At 72.0% G+C, this 19,547-nt stretch carries 14 protein-coding genes; 3 read left to right on the forward strand and 11 right to left on the reverse strand.

Translation table 11 applies throughout. From position 1 onward, the window contains the following. Positions 1-18: 18 nt before the first annotated feature. A complete protein-coding gene (locus KIT14_19900; GenBank protein MCW5892783.1) occupies positions 19-1,491 on the reverse strand; it encodes a sulfotransferase in 1,473 nt (490 codons plus the stop codon). Positions 1,492-1,592: 101 nt separating this feature from the next. On the opposite strand from KIT14_19900, the gene KIT14_19905 reads away from it, so the two are divergent. Next, the gene (locus KIT14_19905) at positions 1,593-2,141 is read left to right on the forward strand and encodes a hypothetical protein (protein ID MCW5892784.1); all 549 of its coding nucleotides are present in this window, start codon (positions 1,593-1,595) and stop codon (positions 2,139-2,141) included. A 5-nt stretch (positions 2,142-2,146) separates the two neighbouring features. Here the strand turns inward: KIT14_19905 and KIT14_19910 are convergent, their stop codons facing one another. From KIT14_19910 to KIT14_19935, 6 genes are all read right to left on the reverse strand, one after another. Then, the gene (locus tag KIT14_19910) at positions 2,147-3,106 is read right to left on the reverse strand and encodes a YihY/virulence factor BrkB family protein (protein ID MCW5892785.1); all 960 of its coding nucleotides are present in this window, start codon (positions 3,104-3,106) and stop codon (positions 2,147-2,149) included. Positions 3,107-3,163: 57 nt separating this feature from the next. Then, positions 3,164-4,000 carry an SDR family oxidoreductase gene (locus KIT14_19915; protein ID MCW5892786.1) on the reverse strand — a complete coding sequence of 279 codons (837 nt, stop codon included), beginning with the start codon at positions 3,998-4,000 and terminating at the stop codon, positions 3,164-3,166. A gap of 71 nt (positions 4,001-4,071) precedes the next feature. After that, the gene (gene metH / locus KIT14_19920; protein ID MCW5892787.1) at positions 4,072-7,776 is read right to left on the reverse strand and encodes a methionine synthase; all 3,705 of its coding nucleotides are present in this window, start codon (positions 7,774-7,776) and stop codon (positions 4,072-4,074) included. After that, positions 7,773-8,711 carry a metalloregulator ArsR/SmtB family transcription factor gene (locus KIT14_19925; protein MCW5892788.1) on the reverse strand — a complete coding sequence of 313 codons (939 nt, stop codon included), beginning with the start codon at positions 8,709-8,711 and terminating at the stop codon, positions 7,773-7,775. The genes metH and KIT14_19925 overlap by 4 nt, the downstream gene beginning before the upstream one ends. Positions 8,712-8,828: 117 nt before the next feature. Further along, a complete protein-coding gene (locus tag KIT14_19930; protein MCW5892789.1) occupies positions 8,829-9,851 on the reverse strand; it encodes a diiron oxygenase in 1,023 nt (340 codons plus the stop codon). Next, a complete protein-coding gene (locus tag KIT14_19935) occupies positions 9,848-10,480 on the reverse strand; it encodes a TetR/AcrR family transcriptional regulator (protein MCW5892790.1) in 633 nt (210 codons plus the stop codon). Before KIT14_19935 ends, KIT14_19930 begins: the two co-directional genes overlap by 4 nt. Before the next feature lie 264 nt (positions 10,481-10,744). Here KIT14_19935 and KIT14_19940 point away from each other — a divergent pair, with 264 nt between their 5' ends. Beyond that, complete coding sequence (locus KIT14_19940; GenBank protein MCW5892791.1) at positions 10,745-12,313, forward strand: B12-binding domain-containing radical SAM protein; 1,569 nt, start codon at positions 10,745-10,747, stop codon at positions 12,311-12,313. A gap of 2 nt (positions 12,314-12,315) precedes the next feature. After that, on the forward strand, positions 12,316-13,359 hold the full coding sequence (locus tag KIT14_19945; GenBank protein MCW5892792.1) for an alcohol dehydrogenase catalytic domain-containing protein: 1,044 nt from the start codon (positions 12,316-12,318) through the stop codon (positions 13,357-13,359). A 75-nt stretch (positions 13,360-13,434) separates the two neighbouring features. On the opposite strand, the gene KIT14_19950 is transcribed toward KIT14_19945, so the two are convergent. Genes KIT14_19950 through KIT14_19965 form a run of 4 tightly spaced genes read right to left on the reverse strand, consistent with a single transcriptional unit; the run spans position 13,435 to position 19,388 of the window. Then, a complete protein-coding gene (locus KIT14_19950; protein MCW5892793.1) occupies positions 13,435-13,914 on the reverse strand; it encodes a hypothetical protein in 480 nt (159 codons plus the stop codon). 5 nt (positions 13,915-13,919) lie between these two features. Continuing rightward, positions 13,920-15,167 (reverse strand): beta-ketoacyl-ACP synthase II, encoded by a 1,248-nt coding sequence (gene fabF / locus KIT14_19955; GenBank protein ID MCW5892794.1) that lies wholly within the window; start codon positions 15,165-15,167, stop codon positions 13,920-13,922. Beyond that, positions 15,164-17,074, reverse strand: a complete 1,911-nt coding sequence (locus KIT14_19960) for a type IIA DNA topoisomerase subunit B (protein ID MCW5892795.1) — start codon at positions 17,072-17,074, stop codon at positions 15,164-15,166. The genes fabF and KIT14_19960 overlap by 4 nt, the downstream gene beginning before the upstream one ends. Before the next feature lie 4 nt (positions 17,075-17,078). After that, the gene (locus tag KIT14_19965; protein ID MCW5892796.1) at positions 17,079-19,388 is read right to left on the reverse strand and encodes a DNA topoisomerase IV subunit A; all 2,310 of its coding nucleotides are present in this window, start codon (positions 19,386-19,388) and stop codon (positions 17,079-17,081) included. Between the last annotated feature and the right edge of the window lie 159 nt (positions 19,389-19,547).

Genomic DNA, 19,547 nt, shown 5'->3' on the forward strand with positions numbered 1-19,547 from the left:
ACGTCGCCCGTTGTCCAGTCAGAGGCGTGCCCGCTGCGCGACGAGCCGCCGATCGGCGGGGAAGCGCGCGAGCGCATCGGCGAGCGCGCCCTCGGCCTCGGCCGTGGCCCCGGCGCGGAGGAGGTCCTCGACGTACTTCCAGTGCCAGTGCGGCTGGTCGGGCTCGAGCTCGAGCGCGCGTCGATGCGCGGCGGCGGCCTCGCCGGGACGCCCGAGGCCGGTGAGGAGATTGGCCGCGTGGTGGTGGAACTCGCCGACGAAGGGAGAACGCTCGATGCCGCCCTGCACGGCCGCCAAGGCGGCCTCGAGCTGCCCGAAGGTCGCAAGCACCTCGCTCGCGTACCGCCAGACGAAGGCGTCGCGCGCGCCGGCCGACAGCGCCCGCCGCGCGTGCCCCACGGCCGCGTCACGATCGCCCAGCCGCATGCAGATCGACGCCAGGTGAACGCGATCGCCCGCGTCGTCGGGACGCAGGGCGACCAGCCGCTCGGCGACGGCGCGGGCGCCTACGAGGTCGGCCATCGTGCGGCGGACGTGGAGGTTGCTCACCCGGCGCAACGCGAGGGCGTCGCCGGGCTCCAGCTCCGCCGCGGAGGTGGCGGCGGCGATCGCCTCGTCGAGGCGCCCCAGCCGCGCGAGGAGGTCGGCGCGGGCGCCGAGAAGATAGCGGTTGCGGGGCTCGAGGGCGCGGGCCGCGTCGAGGTGTCCGAGCGCGCCGAGGAGATCGCCGGCGGCGCAGGCCTGCTCGGCCTCGTAGACCGGCGTCACCGGGCTGCGGCGATGGTCGACGTCGGCGAGGAGGCGGCCGGGCCGCAGCTCCGGCAGATGCTCGCAGAGCAGGGACTCGAACGCCGCGAGCAGCTCGGCGTCGAGATACGGGCTGTCGGTGCGCCGGCGACGGGTGAAGCGCTCGGGCGCCTCCTCGGCCGGCGCGGCGCGATGGCCGGCGACCGCGCCGACGGCGGCCGCGAGGCGCGCGTCGTCGACCTCGACGCCGCAAGCGGCGGTGAGCTGCCGCAACGCCGCCGCGGGATCGGCGACCAGGTCGTCGTACGGCAGGTGCAGGTGCGCCGCCGGTGGCCGGTGCACCCACTTCTCGACGAAGCGTTGGTAGTAGGACGCCTTGCGACCGAGCCACAGCACCGACTCGTCGCGATCGGCGGCACGCGCCTCGCCCTCGAAGCGGGCGAGGTGCTCGCGGTCGGAGAGCGTGCTCATCACCGGATCCCGCGTCTGCACGACGTAGAGCACGCCCGGGACGTCGGTCGGCAGGTCGAGCGCGAGGTCGTGGTGCTTCTGGAAGCGGATCGCCCCCGCCGTCGGCACGGCGCACGGGATTCGCCGGCAGCAGCCGGCCTCGGCGTAGAACTCGCAGTAGCGGATGCCGTCGCCCAGCAGCGCCGTCAGCAGGTCGACGAGGAAATGATGCCCCGAGCGCGGGATCGACGCGCCCACGAGATGGGCGCCGGCGGTCGTCTGGCCGTCGAGCATCGGGCGCGCAGAGTATGCGACGAGCGGGGCGCGTTGCCACTGCGACGGGTACGTTGACATCCCGGGCGCCCGGCGCCATCTGCATTGGCTCCCGAGCGCCGATGCCGAACTCCGTCCCCGCCGCGCTGATGCTGCGCCGTATCTACCCGTGGCTCGGGAAGGCCGTGCACGCACGCTGGTCGCGCAGCCGCGCGCTGTACCAGCAGGAGGCGGGCGATCTCCTCATGGAGCTGTCGCGCTACCAGGGCCGCATGCCGCCGGAGCTGGCGCTGCGGCTCGAGGGCTTCCTCGGCCGGCTGCACAAGGAGTGGTTCCCGAAGACGTGGCGGCGCAACCCCACCTACGGCGAGGTGGTGGCCGACTTCCGCTGGTGGCTCTCCGTCGCCGAGCGCTGGCGCGAGGCCCCGCCGAAGCGCAACGGCACCCGCGACGCCGCCGGCGCCACGAAGACGACGAAGCCGAAGGAGCCGCTCTCGAAGCAGCCGACGCAGCTCCTGCGCATCCTCGCCCTGCCGCCGAACTGCACGCAGAAGCGCTTCATGCGCGTCTGGCGGAAGTTCCTGAAGGAGAACCACCCCGACCTGAACCCCGAGCAGACCGCCGACGAGCGCCGCCGCTTCGCCGAGGCCGTCTCGCTCTGGCGGCGCTGAGCGGCTCAGGCCGGAGCGTCGTCGCCCGCGGGACGCAGCGGCGGGTTCGCGTCGGACGGCGGTGCCGTCCCCTCGTCCGCGGGCCGCGGCGGCGGCGTCGCGCCGACGCCCTCGTCGCGATCGAGGAGCGCGTTCAGCTCGCCGCCGAGCAGCAGGAACAGCGCGAGGAGATACATCCACAGCAGCAGGATGATCACCGCGCCGAGCGACCCGTAGGTCCGGTCGTACGAGCCGAAGCGCGACACGTACGTCGAGAACGCCAGCGAGGTCGCCCCGAAGCCGAGCGTGAACAGCACCGAGCCGGGCGAGAACCAGCGCCAGGGCAGCTCGACGTCCGGGCAGGCGTCGTAGATGGTGGCCACGACGAGCGTCACGGCGGCGATCACGACGAGCCAGTTGGCCGCCAGCAGGCCGACGCCGCCGAGGGGGCCGAGGTAGCCGGCCACCCAGCGCGCGAGCGGCGTGCTGCCGACGGCGAGCACGAAGGCGAGGATCATGAAGAACGACAGCGCCACCGTGAGCCAGAGCGCGCGCAGGCGCACCCGCCACCACGGCCGCGTCTCCTCGACGCCGTAGGCGACGTTCAGCGCGTCGGCGACGCCGGCGAGCGCCGCCGACGCGCTCCACAGCGCCAGGCCCGCGCCGAGCGACAGCAGCCCGCTACGCGGCTGCGCCAGGATGCCCCGAATGGTGGTCTCGAGCATCCCGAACGCGGTATCCGGGACGAACTGCGCCGCCTGCTCGAGCAGCCAGTCCTCGATCCCGCCCACGCCCGGCAGCATCGTGACGAGCGACAGCAGGAAGAGCAGGAACGGGAACAGCGCGAAGAAGAAGTAGTACGACAGCGCCGCCGCGAGGGTCGCGATGCGATCGTCGGAGATGCGCGTGCGCAGGGCGTTGAGGAGCTGCCCCGGCCGGCGCACCCGCTGGCGAAGCGCATGCCAGGAGCTGGCCGTGGCCGACACGCGGCCCCGCGACGCGGCGATCGCCATCACGTCCCGTGATAGCAGATCGCGGCGCGATCAGTCCCACCAGTCGAGCGTGCCGCGCATCGCCCGGACGTAATCCTCGAACGACAGCTGGCGATGGGCGGCCGCGATCATCTCCGCGTCGCGGCCCGCGAGCGTGCGCAGCGGCGCCTGCGGGTCGTGGGCCACGCGCACCACGAGGTCGGCGACCTCCTGCGGGTCGGCCCTCCTGCCCTCGGGCACGACCTTGTGCATCGCCCGGTCGAAGCGCTCGGAGCGCTCCCAGTACGGCGACGCCGGTCCGAACCCGGCCCCGGTCCAGGCGTTGTCGAGGAGGCGCGTCGCGTACTGTCCCGGCTCGACGAGCGCGACGCGGATGCCGAACGGCGCGACCTCGAGCGCCAGCGCCTCGGAGAGCCCCTCGAGCGCGTGCTTGCTCGCCGAGTAGAGCCCGCCGAACGGCCGCGCCACGAGGCCGGCGACCGACGAGACGTTGACGATCGCGCCCCGCCCCCGCGCCCGCATGCCCGGCAGCACGGCGCGGATCAGGCGCAGGGTGCCGAAGACGTTGGTCTCGAACTGCCGGCGCACGTCGGCGTCGGAGGCGTCCTCGATCGACGAGCGGCACTCGATGCCGGCGTTGTTGACGAGGACGTCGATCGGCCCCCGCGCCAGCGCGCCGGCGACGGCCTCGCCGACCGACGCCGCGTCGTCGACGTCGCAGCGTTCGACGACCAGCGTACCCGCTGCGTCCGCGGCCGCCGCGCGCAGGCGCTCGCCCTTCGCCGGCGTGCGCATGGTGGCGGTGACGTGATCGCCGCGGCGCGCGAAGGCGAGCGCGGCGAGCTCGCCGAAGCCGCTGCTGCACCCGGTGACGAAGACGTTGGCCATGCGTCGCCTCCTCCCGGCCTCCCTTTAGCCCCGGGTCGGGCGCGGACACCAGCCGGGCCGGCGGCGGCCGCTCACGCCGCGGCGGCGCCCGACCCCCGCGGATCGTAGCCGAGGTTCGGCGCCAGCCAGCGCTCGACCTCGGCGACGGTCATACCCTTGCGGCGGGCGTAGTCGGCGACCTGATCGCGGTCGATGCGGCCGACGGGGAAGTACCGCGCCTCGGGATGGCCGAGGTAGATGCCGCTGACGCTCGCCGCCGGCAGCATGGCGAAGTGGTCGGTGAGCGTGATGCCGACCGCCGGCGCGTCGAGCAGCGCGAAGAGCGCCGTCTTCTCCGTGTGGTCCGGGCAGGCCGGGTAGCCGAAGGCCGGACGGATGCCGCGGAAGCGCTCGTGCAGCAGCGCCGGCACGTCGAGCCGCTCGTCGGGGGCGTACCAGGCCCGGCGTGCGCGCTCGTGCAGCAGCTCGGCGAAGGCCTCGGCCAGGCGGTCGGCCAGGGCCTTCACGATGATCGCCTGGTAGTCGTCGCGCGCCGCCTCGTAGGCGGCGGCGAGCGCGTCGCAGCCGATGCCGGCCGTGACGGCGAACGCGCCGACGTGGTCGTCGAGCCCGCTCGCCCCCGGCGCGACGAAATCGGCGAGCGACCAGTGCGACTCCGCCGCGCCGCGGCTCGCCTGCTGGCGGAGCATGTGGAAGCGCGTCTGCTCCGTCTGGCGGGTCTCGTCGGTGAAGAGGACGACGTCGTCGCCGTCGCGCGCCGCGGGCCAGAAGCCGTAGACGCCGCGCACCGTGAGCAGCCGCTCGCGCACGATGCGGTCCAGCACCGCCTGGGCGTTGGTCCACAGATCGCGGGCCGCCTCGCCGTACTTCGGGTCGTCGAGGACGTCGGGGAACTTCCCGGGCAGCTCCCAGGCGGTGAAGAAGAAACGCCAGTCGACGTACGGGACGAGCTGCTCCAGCGTCACGTCGTCGACCACGCGGCGGCCGAGGAACTGCGGGCGCGCGACGACGTCCGGGCTCCAGGCAAGCTTCGGCGCCGCGGCACGCGCGGCCGCCAGCGGGTCGAGCGGCCGCGCCACCTTCTGCGCGAAGACGTCGCGGATGCGGGCCTGCTCGCTGCGGTTCTCGGCGTCCAGCACGGCGCGCTTGTCGGCATCGAGGAGGCTCGCCACGACGTGCACCGCGCGCGAGGCGTCGAGCACGTGCACCGTCGGCCGCCCGTAGGCCGGGGCGACCTTCACCGCCGTGTGCTCGCGGCTCGTCGTCGCGCCGCCGATCAAGAGCGGCAGCTCGAAGCCGAGGCGTTCCATCTCGCTCGCGACGTGCACCATCTCGTCGAGCGACGGGGTGATGAGGCCGGAGAGGCCGACGATGTCCGCCTGCTGCTCCTTCGCGGTCGCGAGGATCTTCTCGCACGGCACCATGACGCCGAGGTCGATCACCTCGTAGCTGTTGCAGCCGAGGACGACGCCCACGATGTTCTTGCCGATGTCGTGCACGTCGCCCTTCACGGTGGCGAGCAGCACCTTGCCGGCGCTGCGCCCGCCGCCCGCCGCGGCCTTCTCGGCCTCCATGAACGGCTCCAGCCAGGCGACCGCCCGCTTCATCGCGCGCGCGCTCTTCACGACCTGCGGCAGGAACATCTTGCCGGCGCCGAAGAGGTCGCCGACGATCTTCATGCCGTCCATGAGCGGCCCCTCGATGACGTCGAGCGGCTTCGGGTACGCGAGCCGCGCCTCCTCCGCGTCGGCCTCGATGAAGTCGACGACGCCGTGGACGAGCGCGTACGCGAGCCGCTTCTCGACCGGCGCCTCACGCCACGCGAGATCCTGCTCGCGCTTCTTCCCCTGCCCCTTCACGCGGTCGGCGTAGGCGACGAGCCGCTCGGTGGCGTCGGACCGGCGGTTCCAGAGCACGTCCTCGACGAGCTCGCGCAGCTCGGCGGGAATGTCCTCGTAGACGGCGAGCTGGCCGGCGTTGACGATGCCCATGTCCATGCCCGCGGCGATGGCGTGGTAGAGGAACGCCGCGTTCATCGCCTCGCGCACGGCGTTGTTGCCGCGGAAGGCGAACGACAGGTTCGAGACGCCGCCGCTCACCTTCGCGCCGGGACAGGTCGCCTTGATGATCCGCGTCGCCTCGATGAAGCTCTTGGCGTAGTCCGCGTGCTCCTCGAGCCCCGTGCCGACGGCGAGGATGTTCGGATCGAAGATGACGTCGAGCGGATCGAAGCCCGCCTGCTCGACGAGGAGCCTGTAGGCGCGCTGGCAGATCGCGACCCGCCGCGGCGTGGTGTCGGCCTGGCCGGTCTCGTCGAAGGCCATGACCACGACGCCGGCGCCGTAGCGCCGCACCAGCATCGCCTTGTGCAGGAACTCGGCCTCGCCCTCCTTCAGGCTGATCGAGTTCACCACCGGCTTGCCCTGGATGCACTTCAGGCCGGCCTCGATGACCGACCACTTCGAGCTGTCGACCACGATCGGCACGCGCGCCACCTCCGGCTCGGTGGCGACCAGGTTCAGGAACGTCGTCATGGCGCGCTCGGAGTCGAGGAGACCCTCGTCCATGTTGACGTCGATCAGGTTCGCGCCGCCGCGCACCTGATCGAGCGCGACGGTGAGCGCGCCGGTCCAGTCGCTCTGCTTCACCAGCCCGGCGAACCTGGCCGAGCCGGTGACGTTGGTGCGCTCGCCGATCATGGTGAAGGTGCCGTCGGGGCGCAGGGTCAGCGTCTCGAGGCCGCTGAATCGGGTGAGCGCCGGCGGCGTGGCGCGGACCCGCGGCGGCAGGCCCTCGACCGCTTCGGCGATGGCGCGGATGTGGTCGGGCGTCGTGCCGCAGCAGCCGCCGACCAGGTTGATCAGATTCGCCGCGGCGAACTCGCGCAGCAGCGCGCCCGTCGTGTCGGGCGTCTCGTCGTAGCCGCCGAAGGCGTTCGGCAGCCCGGCGTTCGGGTAGCAGCTGACGAACGAGGGCGTGATCGCCGCGAGCTCGGCGAGATACGGTCGCATCTCCTGCGCCCCGAGCGCGCAGTTGATGCCGACCAGCAGCGGGCGGGCGTGGGCGATCGAGGTGTGGAACGCGTCGATCGTCTGGCCGGACAGCGTGCGGCCGCTGCGGTCGGTGATCGTCACCGAGATCATGATCGGCAGCCGGACGCCGCGCACGGCGAAGACCTCCTCGATCGCGACCAGCGCCGCCTTCGCGTTCAGCGTGTCGAAGATGGTCTCGACGAGGAGCAGGTCGACGCCGCCGTCGAGCAGGCCGTGCACCTGCTCGGCGTACGCCTCGCGCACCTGGTCGAAGGTGACGTTGCGGAAGGTCGGATCGTCGACGTCGGGCGAGATCGACAGCGTACGGTTCGTCGGGCCGATCGCGCCGGCGACGAAGCGCGGCCGCTCGGGCGTGCGCGCCGTGGCGGCGTCGGCGGCCTCGCGGGCGAGGCGTGCGGCGGCGACGTTCAGCTCGCGGCAGAGCGGCTCGAGCGCATAGTCGGCCTGGGAGATGGCGTTGCTGCTGAAGGTGTTGGTCTCGACGAGATCGGCGCCGGCGTCGAGGTACTGGTCGTGGATCTCGCGGATCACGTCGGGCCGCGTCAGCACGAGCAGCTCGTTGTCGCCCTTCAGGTCGCGGCCGTGGTCCGCGAAGCGCGTGCCCCGGTAGTCCGCCTCGCCCAGCCGGTAGCGCTGGATCATCGTGCCCATCGCGCCGTCGAGGACGAGGATGCGCCGGGTGAGCAGCCCCTCGAGGGTGCGGGCGACGTCGGTCGTGGTCATGCGGTCTCCTTGCGCGCGAACGCGGTGACGACCTCGAAGTTGGGGGGCCGGCGCTCGCGCGCGACCACCTCGCAGGCGTCGACGGCGAGGCCGGCGCCGGCGAGCAGCGCGCGCAGCGCGGCGGGCGTGAAGCCCGGCTGGACGTGCCCGTAGGGGGCGGTCGCGTCGAGATGCCGGTGCGCGTTCAGCGTCACGAGGGCGACGCGGCCGGCGGGACGCAGCACCCGCGCCGTCTCGGCGAGGACGCGGCCGGGCTCGCGCGTGCTGGCGAGGACGTGGAACAGCAGCACCTGGTCGAAGGCGGCGTCGGCGAGCGGCATCGCCTCGACCGCGCCGTGCGCGAAGCGCACGTTGGCGGCACCGCGCAGCCGCGCGCGCGCGGCCTCGAGCACGCGGCGGCTGCGGTCGAGGCAGGTGACGGTGCGCGCGCGCGGTGCGAGCAGCTGCGCGACGGCGCCGTCGCCCGAGCCGCCGTCGAGGACGTCGCCCAGCGTCAGCAGGCCGAGGAAGCCGCGCGCCATCGCCTCCCAGGTGCGGCCGGGCGAGTAGTGCCGCTCCATCTGCCCGGCGACGCTGTCCGGCCAGGTTGCGGCACCGTCGCGCGCGCGCACCAGGCGCTCGGCGCGGGCGGCGTCGGAGCGCAGCAGCTCGTCGTCGACCTCGCCCTCGACGAGCGCCCACAGGCGCCGCACGTCGGCGGGCATGGCGCCGTCGTTGAGGGCGTAGAAGGTGGACGCGCCCTGCCGGCGATCGCGCAGCACGCCGGCCTCGCGCAGCTTGCCGAGATGGGTGGAGACCCGGCTCTGCGCCAGCTCCGTCACCCCGGTCAGCTCGGCGACCGTCAGCTCGTGGCGGGCGAGGAGCGCCGCCAGGCGCACGCGGGTGGCGTCACCGAAGAGGTGGAGAAGATCGAGCGTTTCCGCCAGCGAAGGCAATTATCCGTCCATCCTGATGACTGGATAGAGACAGCCACACAGATGGACGAGGCCTCCCGGGCTGTCAACCCCGAAGCCCCTGCGGACGCTACGGGCAGGTGCCGGGCCGGCGCGTCCTCACGCCGGCGCTACGGCGTCCTGCGACAGCCCGAGCACGCGCCACAGCGGCTGCACCGCCGGCGGCACGAGCCCGACCTCCTCGCAGAGGCCCCGCACCTTCGCCAGCGCCTCGAGCGTGCGCGCCTTGTGCACGGGGTTGTTCGTGTACGCCGCGGCGATGACGTCCTTCGGGATGCCGTAGGTGGCGATGATGCGCGGCGACGGCCGCATCATCATCTGCGCCATGGTGGCGAGGATGAACGGCGCGCGCCACGAGACCACGGCACGGCGCAGCCCGCGCAGCTTCGGCGCGTTCTGCTTGAGGAAGTGGCGCGCGAAGCAGAGGTGCCGCGCCTCCTCGGTGACGTGGATCTGCATGATGCGGCGGAGCAGCGGGTGCAGCTCGCGACCGCCGCGCAACGCCTGGCGCTGCACGTGATCGATCGGGTCCTCGCCGCCCAGCACGAAGACGAAGAACAGCTCGGGGAAGCGGCGTCCGAAGCGCACGACCTGGCGCGCCCCGAAGCGCGCCCACCACGGCAGTCCCGGCAGATCGAAGCCGGTGCGGTTCACGAACTCCTGGAACATGAGCCCGTGCTGCGCCTCCTCGATCACCTCGTGGTAGACGTAACGGAATTCCGGCGCGCCGTTCGGCAGGGTCTGCGCGTACTCGAGCAGCCCGCGCTTCAGCACGTTCTCGAACTCGAGCCCGATCTTCGCGAAGCTCGCCATCATGTGGAGACCGATGCGCGAGCGCACGCCGGCGGGCTGGTTCCGGTACCAGGCGGTCCCGCCGAGCACGTCCTCGCCCGACAGCTCCCAGCGCGGATCGTCGTGGTCGACGCGCATCTCGGGCGCGTCCCAGTCGATGTCGGCGTAGGCGTCGAAGTGCTTCACGACCGACTGATGGCTCAGGCGGCGGATCAGCTGCGGGTAGCTCTCCTTGCGGCCTTCGATGCACTCCTCCTGCGGGACCTCGTAGGTGCTGCCCAGCAGCGCTCCGGCAGTGGTCGACATGGGGGATCCTCCGTGACGGCTCATTCGCGTTGGGACAGGCCGACGAGCTGCGCGAGCGCCTTCAGCGCCCCGAGCACCTCGCCGACCGTGGAATCGTCGGGGCTCTGGATGCGGTGCAGCGCCAGCCCGTCGAGCAGAGCGAAGACGAACTTGGGGGCGGCGTCGTAGAAGAGGTCCGGTCCCGGCGCCGCCGGCGGCAGGATGTCGCGGAACGTGCGGTCGATGGTCGCCGCGAAGCCCCCGGACAAGGCCTCGAAGCGGGACCGCAGCTCGGGGTCGGTGCGTGCCGCCACCGCCATCTCGAGCCAGGCGTAGAACGTCGGCCCCGAGATCATCGACCAGAGGAGGTCGATGGCCGCCGAGGCCCGATCGGCCGACGCCGGCAGCGCCGCGATCGCGGCCAGGAACTCCTCGTGCCGCCGCGCGAAGAGGTGCTCGATGGCGTTGCTGACCAGCTCCGCCTTGGTCGGGAAGTGGTGCAGCTGCGCTCCCCGCGAGACCCCCGCCCGGCGCGCGACCTCGGGCGTCGTCGTGTGCGCATAGCCGAGCTCGTTGAGGCACTCGATGGTCGCATCGAGCAGCCTCGCCCGCGTCGACGCACTCCGCGCCGCCTGCGTCCGCCGCTCCGGCTTGAGCACCGCGACCTCGCTCACGTCCTCGGGTCTACGCACGCACAAAGAAACAGTCAAGCCTGAACGTAACCTTCGACGGCCTCCGGCGACGGCCGGGAGCGATGACGACCCCGCTCGGGGAGCTCGCGGCGAACCACGTCGTCCACGGCGTCGTCCACCGAGACGACCGCGACGCGCCCGTGCGATCGTCGCCGCCGCACACGCGTCCCACTCCGCACAGCGCCCGATCGCGCCACCGAGCGAAGTTCGTTGACGCCGCGCGCACGCCGGCGATACCTTCCCGCCGTGGCGCGCATCGCGTTCGTGAAGGTCTTCACCGGCCTCAACCTCGGCGTCTCCCAGCTCTCCGGCGAGCTCCAGCGCGCCGGTCACGAGAGCCTGATCGTCTACTTCAAGGACTACGTGGTCGCGCCGGAGGACGACTCGGACCGCTTCGAGCGCAGCGAGCTGTGCGGCACCTGGGTCGCGGCGCGCGGCAAGGAGTTCAACTGCAACCTCTACACGCGCTTCTCCGAGCGCGAGTACGACCTGCTCGTCGACACCCTGCGCGAGTTCCAGCCCGACGCCATCGGGCTCAGCATGTGCTCGGTGCCGATCGGCGAGTGTGCCCAGGTGACGGAGCACCTGAAGCGGCACTTCCGGGTTCCGATCCTGTGGGGCGGCTCGGGGCCGACGCTGGAGCCCGAGCGCTGCCTCCAGTGGGCCGACTTCGTCTGCGTCGGCGAGGGCGAGAAGGTGATCCTCGAGGTCGCGCGCCGCCTCGACGCGGGCGAGAGCCTCGTCGGCGTCCCCGGGCTGCACACGCGCGCCCACGACGGGGCGCTGATCACGCCCGAGGCGTACCCGCTGATTCACCTCGACGACATCGCGGTGCCGGACTTCGACCTCGCGCGCTGCGTCTACATCAACGACGACAAGCGCCGCCGCAACGTCTACCCGCACAACCTCGGGCGCCAGTACCACATCATGACGCAGCGGGGCTGTCCGTACTCCTGCTCCTTCTGCATCGAGAGCTGGTACCAGGAGCAGTGGGGCAAGAAGGAATCGCTGCGCCGCCGCTCCGTCGACGCCGTCATCGCGGAGCTCGTCGAGGCCAAGCGCAAGTTCGATCCCCACGCGGTGATGTTCTGGGACGACGTCTTCACCCTGAACCCGCGCTGGCTGCGCGAGTTCGCGCCCCGCTACAAGGCGGAGATCGGCCTGCCCTTCTGGTGCTACACGTATCCGCGCACCACCCGCCGCGACGACCTGCTCCTGCTGAAGGACGCGGGCCTGCGCTCGGTGACCGTCGGCATCCAGTCCGGCAGCGAGAAGGTGCTGAAGGCGTACGACCGCCCGGTCGAGCAGGACCTCGCGATCCGCGCCGCGCAGACGATCATCGACTGCGGCCTCTCCGGCTTCTTCGATCTCATCACGCGCAGCGAGTACGAGACCGACGCCACCTGCCGCGAGACGTTCGACTTCCTGCTGCGCTTCCCGCAGGCGATGCAGACCGTCGGCTTCTACCCGATGATCCGCTTTCCCGGATACGGCTACGAGCGCGGGGTGCTGGCCACGAACCAGCAGGCGACGCTCGACGACCACGACTACGCGTACTGGCACCGTCTCTACCTGCTCACGCGTACGACGTGGCCCGAGTGGGTGAAACGTCGCGTCGGGACGACGGGCGTCTTCCGCCGCTGGCCGAAGCTCATCGAGCCGCTGCTCCCGAAGACGCTGCCGTTCTTCTACCTCGACAACGGCGCGCTCGACCTCGCCGCCGGCACGCTCGAGCTCACCGACGAGCACGGCTCCAAGCAATCGTCGACCGTCGGAACGCCGGCCGCCGAGCTGCCCCGAGCCGCCGCCGGCTGACGGTGCGCGCGCTCGTCTTCCACGGGCCGGCGGACGTGCGCTGCGACGACGTGCCGGAGCCCGTGCTCGGCACGCCCGACGGCGCCGTGCTGCGCGTGACCGCGGCGTCGATCTGCGGGTCCGACCTGCACCTCTACCACGGCCGCATGCCGATGCCGGGCGGCTTCGTCATCGGCCACGAGTTCGTCGGCGTGGTCGACGCGGTCGGTCCCGCGGTAGCCGCCGTGCGCCCCGAGCAACGCGTGATCGCACCCGGCGTATTCGGGTGCGGCCGCTGCCGCGCGTGCATGACCGGACGCGTCTCGGCGTGCACGGGCTTCCCGTTCACCCGCGTGTACGGCTTCGGCCACGACATGCCGGGCGGTCAGGCGGAGCGTGTCTTCGTCCCGCACGCCGACTTCAATCTCGTTCCCATCCCCGACGGCCTCGAGGACGAGGACGTGCTCTTCCTCACCGACATCCTCCCGACGGGCTACCAGGGTGCCGTGAAGGGCGCGGTCGCGCCGGGCGAGATCGTCGCCATCGTCGGCGGCGGACCGGTCGGCCTCTCGGCGCTGCTCGCGGCGCGCGTGATGGGTGCGGCGCGCGTCTTCGTCAGCGACCCCGATCCGGGACGCCGCGCGGCGGTCGCGCGCTTCGGCGGCGAGCCCGTGACGCCCGCCGACGCCGCCGACGCCGTCCTGGCCGCGAGCGGCGGTCAGGGTGCCGACGTCGTGATCGAGGCCGTGGGCCACGAGTCGACGCTGGCCGCGTCGCTCGCGCTCGTGCGCGTCGGAGGGCGCGTGTCGGCCGTCGGTGTCTTCGTCGAGTCCGCCCTGCCCTTCGCCGCCGGCCTCGCGTTCACGAAGGACGTGACCCTCCACTTCGGAATCGCCGACGTCCACCGCCACCTGCCGCCGCTGCTCGCGCTGGTGCAGGCGGGACGCCTGCGACCGCGCGAGCTGGTCACGCACCGCCTGCCGCTGCGCGACGGCGCCGAGGCCTATCGGGTCTTCGCGGCGCGGCGCGACGGATGCCTGAAGGTCGTGCTCGACCCCGCCGGCTGATCACCGCCGACGTCGAGGTGGGGAACGGTCGTGAGGTTCCGCCGGGCGGGCTCGTCCGCCCGTGACCCGGCCGCGTCACTGGAACCAGTAGGGCGTGTCGGCCGCGAACGGGCTCGTGGGATAGCGGCGATGCAGGCGCAGCAGCGCGACGTAGAAGGCGCGCCGCGAGCGCCGCGCGTCGAAGTCGATCTGCAGCGCCGTCGTGCCTGGTAGCGCCGCCAGCGCCGGCACGATCGCCGCGGCAACGGCGTCCACCGCCGGCGCCGCCGGCACCGCCTCGAGGCGGACGACCGCGATCCGACGATAGGTCGCGGCCGGGACCCGCAGCGGCTGCCGGCGCGGCAGCACCGCCAGCCGCCCGTCCGCACCGACACGCACCGTGCGCGCGAGGAAGGCGACGCCGACCTCACCTGGATCGACGAACCGCAGATCCTCCGGGCGCTCCCACGCCCAGAGCACGAGCGGCGGCGGCCGGGTCGCGACCGCCGGCGACGCGCCGAGCCCGAGCAGCGCCAGCGCCGCGAGGCGGTGCACGAGCCCGGGACGACGCCGCATCCGGCTTAGCGTCCGTCCCAACGGCGCATGACGAGCGCCGCGTTCGCGCCGCCGAACCCGAACGAGTTCGTGATCGCCGTGCGCACGTCGGCCTTGCGGGCCTCGTGCGGGACGTAGTCGAGGTCGCAGGCGGGATCGGGGGCGTCGAGGTTGATCGTCGGCGTGACGATCCCGGTCTCGAGCGTGCGCGCGACGATCATGGCTTCGAGCGCGCCCGACGCCCCGATGAGGTGCCCCGTCATCGACTTGGTGGCGCTCACCGGCACCCGGTACGCGTGATCGCCGAGCGCCTTCTTGATCCCCTGCGTCTCGTTGACGTCGCCCGCCGGGGTCGAGGTGGCGTGCGCGTTGACGTAGTCGATCTCCTCGGGCCGGATGCCGGCGCTCGCGATCGCGGCCTGCATCGTCATCGCGGCGCCGATCCCCTCGGGCGCCGGCGCGGCGATGTGGAAGGCCTCGCTGCCGGTCGCGTAGCCGATGATCTCCGCGTAGATGTGCGCGCCGCGCGCCTGCGCGTGCTCGAGCGCCTCGACCACCATCATCACGCTGCCCTCGGAGAGGACGAAGCCGTCGCGGTCCTTGTCGAACGGGCGGCTCGCCCGGGTGGGCTCCTGGTTGCGGAAGGACACCGCGCGCGAGTTGGAGAAGCCGGCGATCTCCGTCGGGTCGATCAGCGCGTCGGTGCCGCCGGCGAGGACGGCGTCGCAGGTGCCCTCGCGCACCCAGCGCCACGCTTCGCCGACGCCGTTCAGGCCCGACGCGCAGGCGTTGCCGATGGTGTAGTTCGGCCCGCGCACGCCGAGACGGATCGCCACCTGGCCGGCGCCGAGGCTGGTGGTGATCGCCGTGATGTAGAACGGCGACACCGAGTCCGGGCCCTCGGCGTTGTACTTCGTCACCGTCTTGAAGATCGTGCGCGCGCCGCCGTTGTTGTTGCCGAGCATGACGCCGATGCGCATGCCGCTCTCGGGCGTGATCTCGAGCCGGGCGTCGTCGACGGCCATCACCGAGGCCGACACCGCGTAGCGCGCGAAGTCGTCCATGCGCTTCAGGTGCTTGGCCGGGATCCACCTCGTGGCGTCGAAGTCCTTCACCTCGCCGGCGATGCGGCACTTCTGGCTTGCGACGTCGAACAGCGTGATCGGGCCGATGCCCGAGCGGCCGGCGCAGGCCGACTCCCACATCGCGTCCTTGCCGATGCCGATCGGGGTGACGCCGCCGATGCCGGTGATCACCACGCGCCGCAAGCTCATACGTCCACCTCGTCCACGCGCGGCGCCCGCTCCATGATGAACTGGAAGCGCGGCGCGACGTCGCGCCCCATCAGGGTCTGGATGGCCTGCTCGGTGCCGGCGGCGTCGTCGATGGTGACGCGCAGGAGCGCGCGACGTGCCGGATCGAGCGTGGTTTCCTTCAGCGTGCTCGGGTTCATCTCGCCGAGTCCCTTGAAGCGCTGGACCTGTACCCGATCGCGCTTGCCGTTCAAACCCGCGAGCAGCTTGTCCTTGGCCGCGTCGTCCTTGGCCCAGTGCGTCTGCTTGCCGACGTCGACGCGGTAGAGCGGCGGCTGCGCGATGTAGACGTGCCCGGCGCGGATCAGCGCGGGGAGGTGGCGGTAGAAGAACGTCAGCAGCAGCGTGCAGATGTGGTTGCCGTCGGAGTCGGCGTCCATCAGCAGGCAGACCTTGTGGTAGCGCAGCTTGCCGAGGTCGGTGTCCTTCCCCGCGCCGCAGCCGAGCACCGAGACGATGTCGGACAGCTCCTTGTTCTGCAGCACCTTCGCCATCGACGCCTGCTCGGTGTTCAGCACCTTGCCGCGCAGCGGCAGGATCGCCTGGAAGCGGCGGTCGCGCCCCTGCTTGGCCGAGCCGCCGGCCGAGTCGCCCTCGACGAGGAACAGCTCGCATTCCCCCGGATCGGTCGAGGAGCAGTCGGCGAGCTTCCCGGGCAGGTTGAGCCGGTGCGAGACGCCGCCCTTGCGCTGCACCTGCTGCGCCGCCGCGCGCGACGCCGTGCGCGCCTTCGCCGCCAGCACGACGCGGCCTCCGATGACGTCGCCGGCGGTGCGGTTGCCGTTGAGCCAGTTCTCGACCGCCGTGCGCACGAGGCCGTCGATGACGGGCGTCACCTCGGTGTTGTTGAGACGCTCCTTGGTCTGGCCCTGGAACTGCGGCGCCGCGATCTTGATCGACAGGAGGCCGGCGAGACCCTCGCGCACGTCCTCGGCCGTGATCGTGAGCCCGCGCGGGATCTGGTTGTGCGTCGTGAGGTAGTTGCGCACGGCCTTCACGAGGCCCGACTTGAAGCCGTTCTCGTGCGCCCCGCCCTGCGCGGTCGGGATGCCGTTCACGTACGACCAGACGCGCTCGCTGGTCTCCTCGGTCCACGCCAGCGCGCAGTCGAGATGCAGGTCGTCCTGCACCTTCTGCAGCGTCAGGATCTCGCCCGCCAGCGGCGCGGCGCCGGCGTCGCCGACGATCTTCTGGAGGTACGCCTTGAGGCCGTCCTCGTAGTGGAACGTCTGCGACGTGCCGGCCGCCTCGTCGCGGAGCTCGATGGTGAGGCCGCCGTGCAGGTACGCTTTCGACTCGAGCCGCTCCGCGATGTGCTTCGCGTCGAAGCGCGTGACCGGGAAGATGTGCGGATCGGGATGGAAGAAGATCGACGTGCCGCTACCGCGCGCCGCGCCGACCTTCTTGAGCGGGCCCGTCGCCTTGCCGCGCGCGAACGCCTGCTCCCACTCGGCGCCGTCGCGCTTCACGCGTGCGACCAGCTTGTCGGAGAGCGCGTTCACCACCGACGCGCCGACGCCGTGGAGGCCGCCCGAGTGGAAGTAGCTCTTCGCCTCGAACTTGCCGCCGGCGTGCAGCGTCGTGAGGATCAACTCGAGCGCCGACTTCTTGTACTGGCTGTGCTTGTCGACGGGGATGCCGCGGCCGTTGTCCGCCACCGTCGCCGAGGCGCCGTCCTTGTGCAGCGTCACGACGATGCGGTTCGCGTGCCCGTTCATGGCCTCGTCGACGGAGTTGTCGACGATCTCCCAGAGCAGGTGGTGCAGGCCGGACGCGTCGGTCCCGCCGATGTACATGCCGGGACGGCGCCGCACGGGCTCGAGGCCCTCCAGCACCAGGATGTCCTTGGCGGTGTACGTCGCTGCCATCCCCTCACTCCTCCAGCCGGCGGAGCCCGGCCACCCCGCCCCGCTTCACGACCTTGTGCCCCTTCTGCGCGCGCTTGCCCGGCGGCACCTCGGTGACGCCGAGCTTGCGCTCGCCGCCCTCGGGCGTCAGCACGAAGAACCCGCTGCGGTCGGCGACGGTGACGGCGCCGACGACGCGGTCGTCGTCGTCGGGCCGCATGAGGAAGACGCCGCGCCCGGGTCCCGACAGCTCCGGGACGTCGGCGAGCGGGAAGCGCAGCATCTTGCCTTTCGCGCTCGCGAGCACGACGTGCCTGTCGGCGGCGGGGTGCACGGACACGACCTCGTCGCCCTCGCCGACGCGCGCCACGCGGCGGCCGGCGCGCGTCGTCTCGGACAGGTCGGGCGTGGCGCGGAAGCCGTAGCCGCGCGCGGTCGCGACCAGGATGGGTCCCGGCGCCTCCCCGCCGGCGGCGGCGCCCATCCCGGGCAGGAGCGACTGCTGCCCCGCCTCGGGCTGCGGCGGCGGTCCCTCCTGCACGAGGTGCGCGGCGACGACGCGCTCGCCGTCGCCGAACTTGAGCAGCGACTGCACCGGCTCGCCGTAGCCCGTCGTCGCCGGCACGTCGGCGACGCGCAGCACGTAGATGGAGCCGTGGCTCGAGTAGAGCACGAGCCGGTCGCGCGTCGTACCGGGCAGGACGGCGAAGAGCGCGTCGCCCTCGCGCAGGCGCGTCGACGCCGGGTCCTTCACCTCGCGCAGGCGCTTGATCCAGCCGTCGCGCGACAGGATCACGACGGCTTCCTCGTGGACGATGTACGCCTCGGGGTCGTAGGCCAGCTCCTCGCCGGCGGCGAACGACGTGCGCCGCTTGTCGCCGTATGCCGTGCCGATGCGCTCGAGATCCTCGCGGATGAGCTTCCAGCGCGCCTTCGGGCTCTTCAGCAGCGCCTCGATCTCGGCCAGCCGCTTCTTCTTCTCGCGCTGCTCCTCACGGATCTTCTCGATCTCGAGCCTGGCGAGCTGGTAGAGGCGGATCTCGAGGATGGCGTCGGCCTGGACCTCGTCCAGGGCGAAAGCCTTCATCAGCTTCTGCTGCGCGTCGCTGCGCGAGTCGGCGGTGCGGATCAGGCGGATGGCGCGGTCGAGGTCGTCGTAGATCTCGACCAGCGCTTCGAGGATGTGGAGCCGCTCGAGCAGCTTGCGCTTCTCGTGCTCGAGCTTGCGGACCAGCACGACCATGCGGTGGTCGAGGAAGTGGCGGCAGAGGTCGCGCAGCGTGACCCGCGCCGGCTGGCCGACGGCGGGATTCTGCGTCGGCAGGAGGCACGTCAGGTTCACGTTGAAGTTCGTCTGCAGGCTCGTGTGCTTGTAGAGGTAGGCCATCGCCGCCTCGGGCGACGCCTCGGCCTTCAGCTCGAGCACGATGCGGACGTCGGTGGTCGACTCGTCGCGCACGTCGGTGATCTGCGGCACCTTGCGCGCGATGATCTCCTGCGCGATCGCCTCGACGAGCTCCCCCTTGTTGACGGCATACGGGATCGAGGTGACCACGATCTGCCGCTTGCCGCGCGCGAGGTCCTCGACGCCGTACTCGCCCCGCACGCGCACGGCGCCCTGCCCGCTCTCGTAGATCTCGCGCAGCTCCTTCTTCGCGTTCAGGATCTCGCCGCCGGTGGGGAAGTCGGGGCCGCGGAGGTGCTTCATGAGCCCCTTCACGTCGAGGTCCGGCTCGTCGATCATCGCCGTCAGCGCGGCAACGATCTCCCGCAGGTTGTGCGGCGGGATGTTCGTCGCCATGCCGACGGCGATCCCGGTGGAGCCGTTCATCAGCAGCTGCGGGATCGCGCTCGGCAGCACGATCGGCTCGTCGTGCATGGCGTCGAAGGTGGAGCGGAAGTCGACGGTGTCGGCGCCCAGATCGGCGAGCATCTCCTCGGCGAGCGCCGTCAGCTTCGCCTCGGTGTAGCGGTAGGCGGCGGCGCCGTCGCCGTCGAGAGAGCCGAAGTTGCCCTCGCCGTGGACCAGCGGGTAGCGGAGCGCAAAGTCCTGGGCCATGCGCACCATGGCCTCGTACGCGGCGACGTCGCCGTGCGGATGGTACTTGCCCAGCACCTCGCCGACGATCGCCGCGGACTTGCGCGGCCGCGCGCCGGCCGTCAGGCGGAGGTTCGACCACATCGCATAGAGGATGCGGCGCTGGACCGGCTTCAGGCCGTCGCGCACGTCGGGCAGGGCGCGCGAGGTGATGACGCTGAGGGCGTAGCTGAGATACCGCTCCTCGGCGGCGTCGCGCAGATCTGTTTCGAGCGACTGTGCTGCGGCGGTTGCCATCGTCCTCCCCACCCCAAAAGCCGCCGCATCTTAGCAACCCGACCCGCGAAGGCGAGCGCAGCCGCACGGATTCCCAGAGACGATGCAGCTCTGCGAGACGACCCACCACGCGGGAGCCAGGTTCGCATGGCCCCGCGCTGGCACCGTGCTTGCTCGTCT

This window comes from bacterium, assembly GCA_026129405.1.
GTDB lineage: Bacteria > Desulfobacterota > Binatia > DP-6 > DP-6 > JAHCID01.

Bases quoted from the DNA above. Each gene is read 5' to 3' on its own strand.
- KIT14_19900 (MCW5892783.1), bottom strand. From the start codon at position 1,491: ATGCTCGACGGCCAGACGACCGCCGGCGCCCATCTCGTGGGCGCGTCG.
- KIT14_19905 (MCW5892784.1), top strand. From the start codon at position 1,593: ATGCCGAACTCCGTCCCCGCCGCGCTGATGCTGCGCCGTATCTACCCG.
- KIT14_19930 (MCW5892789.1), bottom strand. From the start codon at position 9,851: ATGAGCCGTCACGGAGGATCCCCCATGTCGACCACTGCCGGAGCGCTG.
- KIT14_19960 (MCW5892795.1), bottom strand. From the start codon at position 17,074: ATGGCAGCGACGTACACCGCCAAGGACATCCTGGTGCTGGAGGGCCTC.
- KIT14_19950 (MCW5892793.1), bottom strand. From the start codon at position 13,914: ATGCGGCGTCGTCCCGGGCTCGTGCACCGCCTCGCGGCGCTGGCGCTG.
- KIT14_19965 (MCW5892796.1), bottom strand. From the start codon at position 19,388: ATGGCAACCGCCGCAGCACAGTCGCTCGAAACAGATCTGCGCGACGCC.
- fabF (MCW5892794.1), bottom strand. From the start codon at position 15,167: ATGAGCTTGCGGCGCGTGGTGATCACCGGCATCGGCGGCGTCACCCCG.
- metH (MCW5892787.1), bottom strand. From the start codon at position 7,776: ATGACCACGACCGACGTCGCCCGCACCCTCGAGGGGCTGCTCACCCGG.
- KIT14_19915 (MCW5892786.1), bottom strand. From the start codon at position 4,000: ATGGCCAACGTCTTCGTCACCGGGTGCAGCAGCGGCTTCGGCGAGCTC.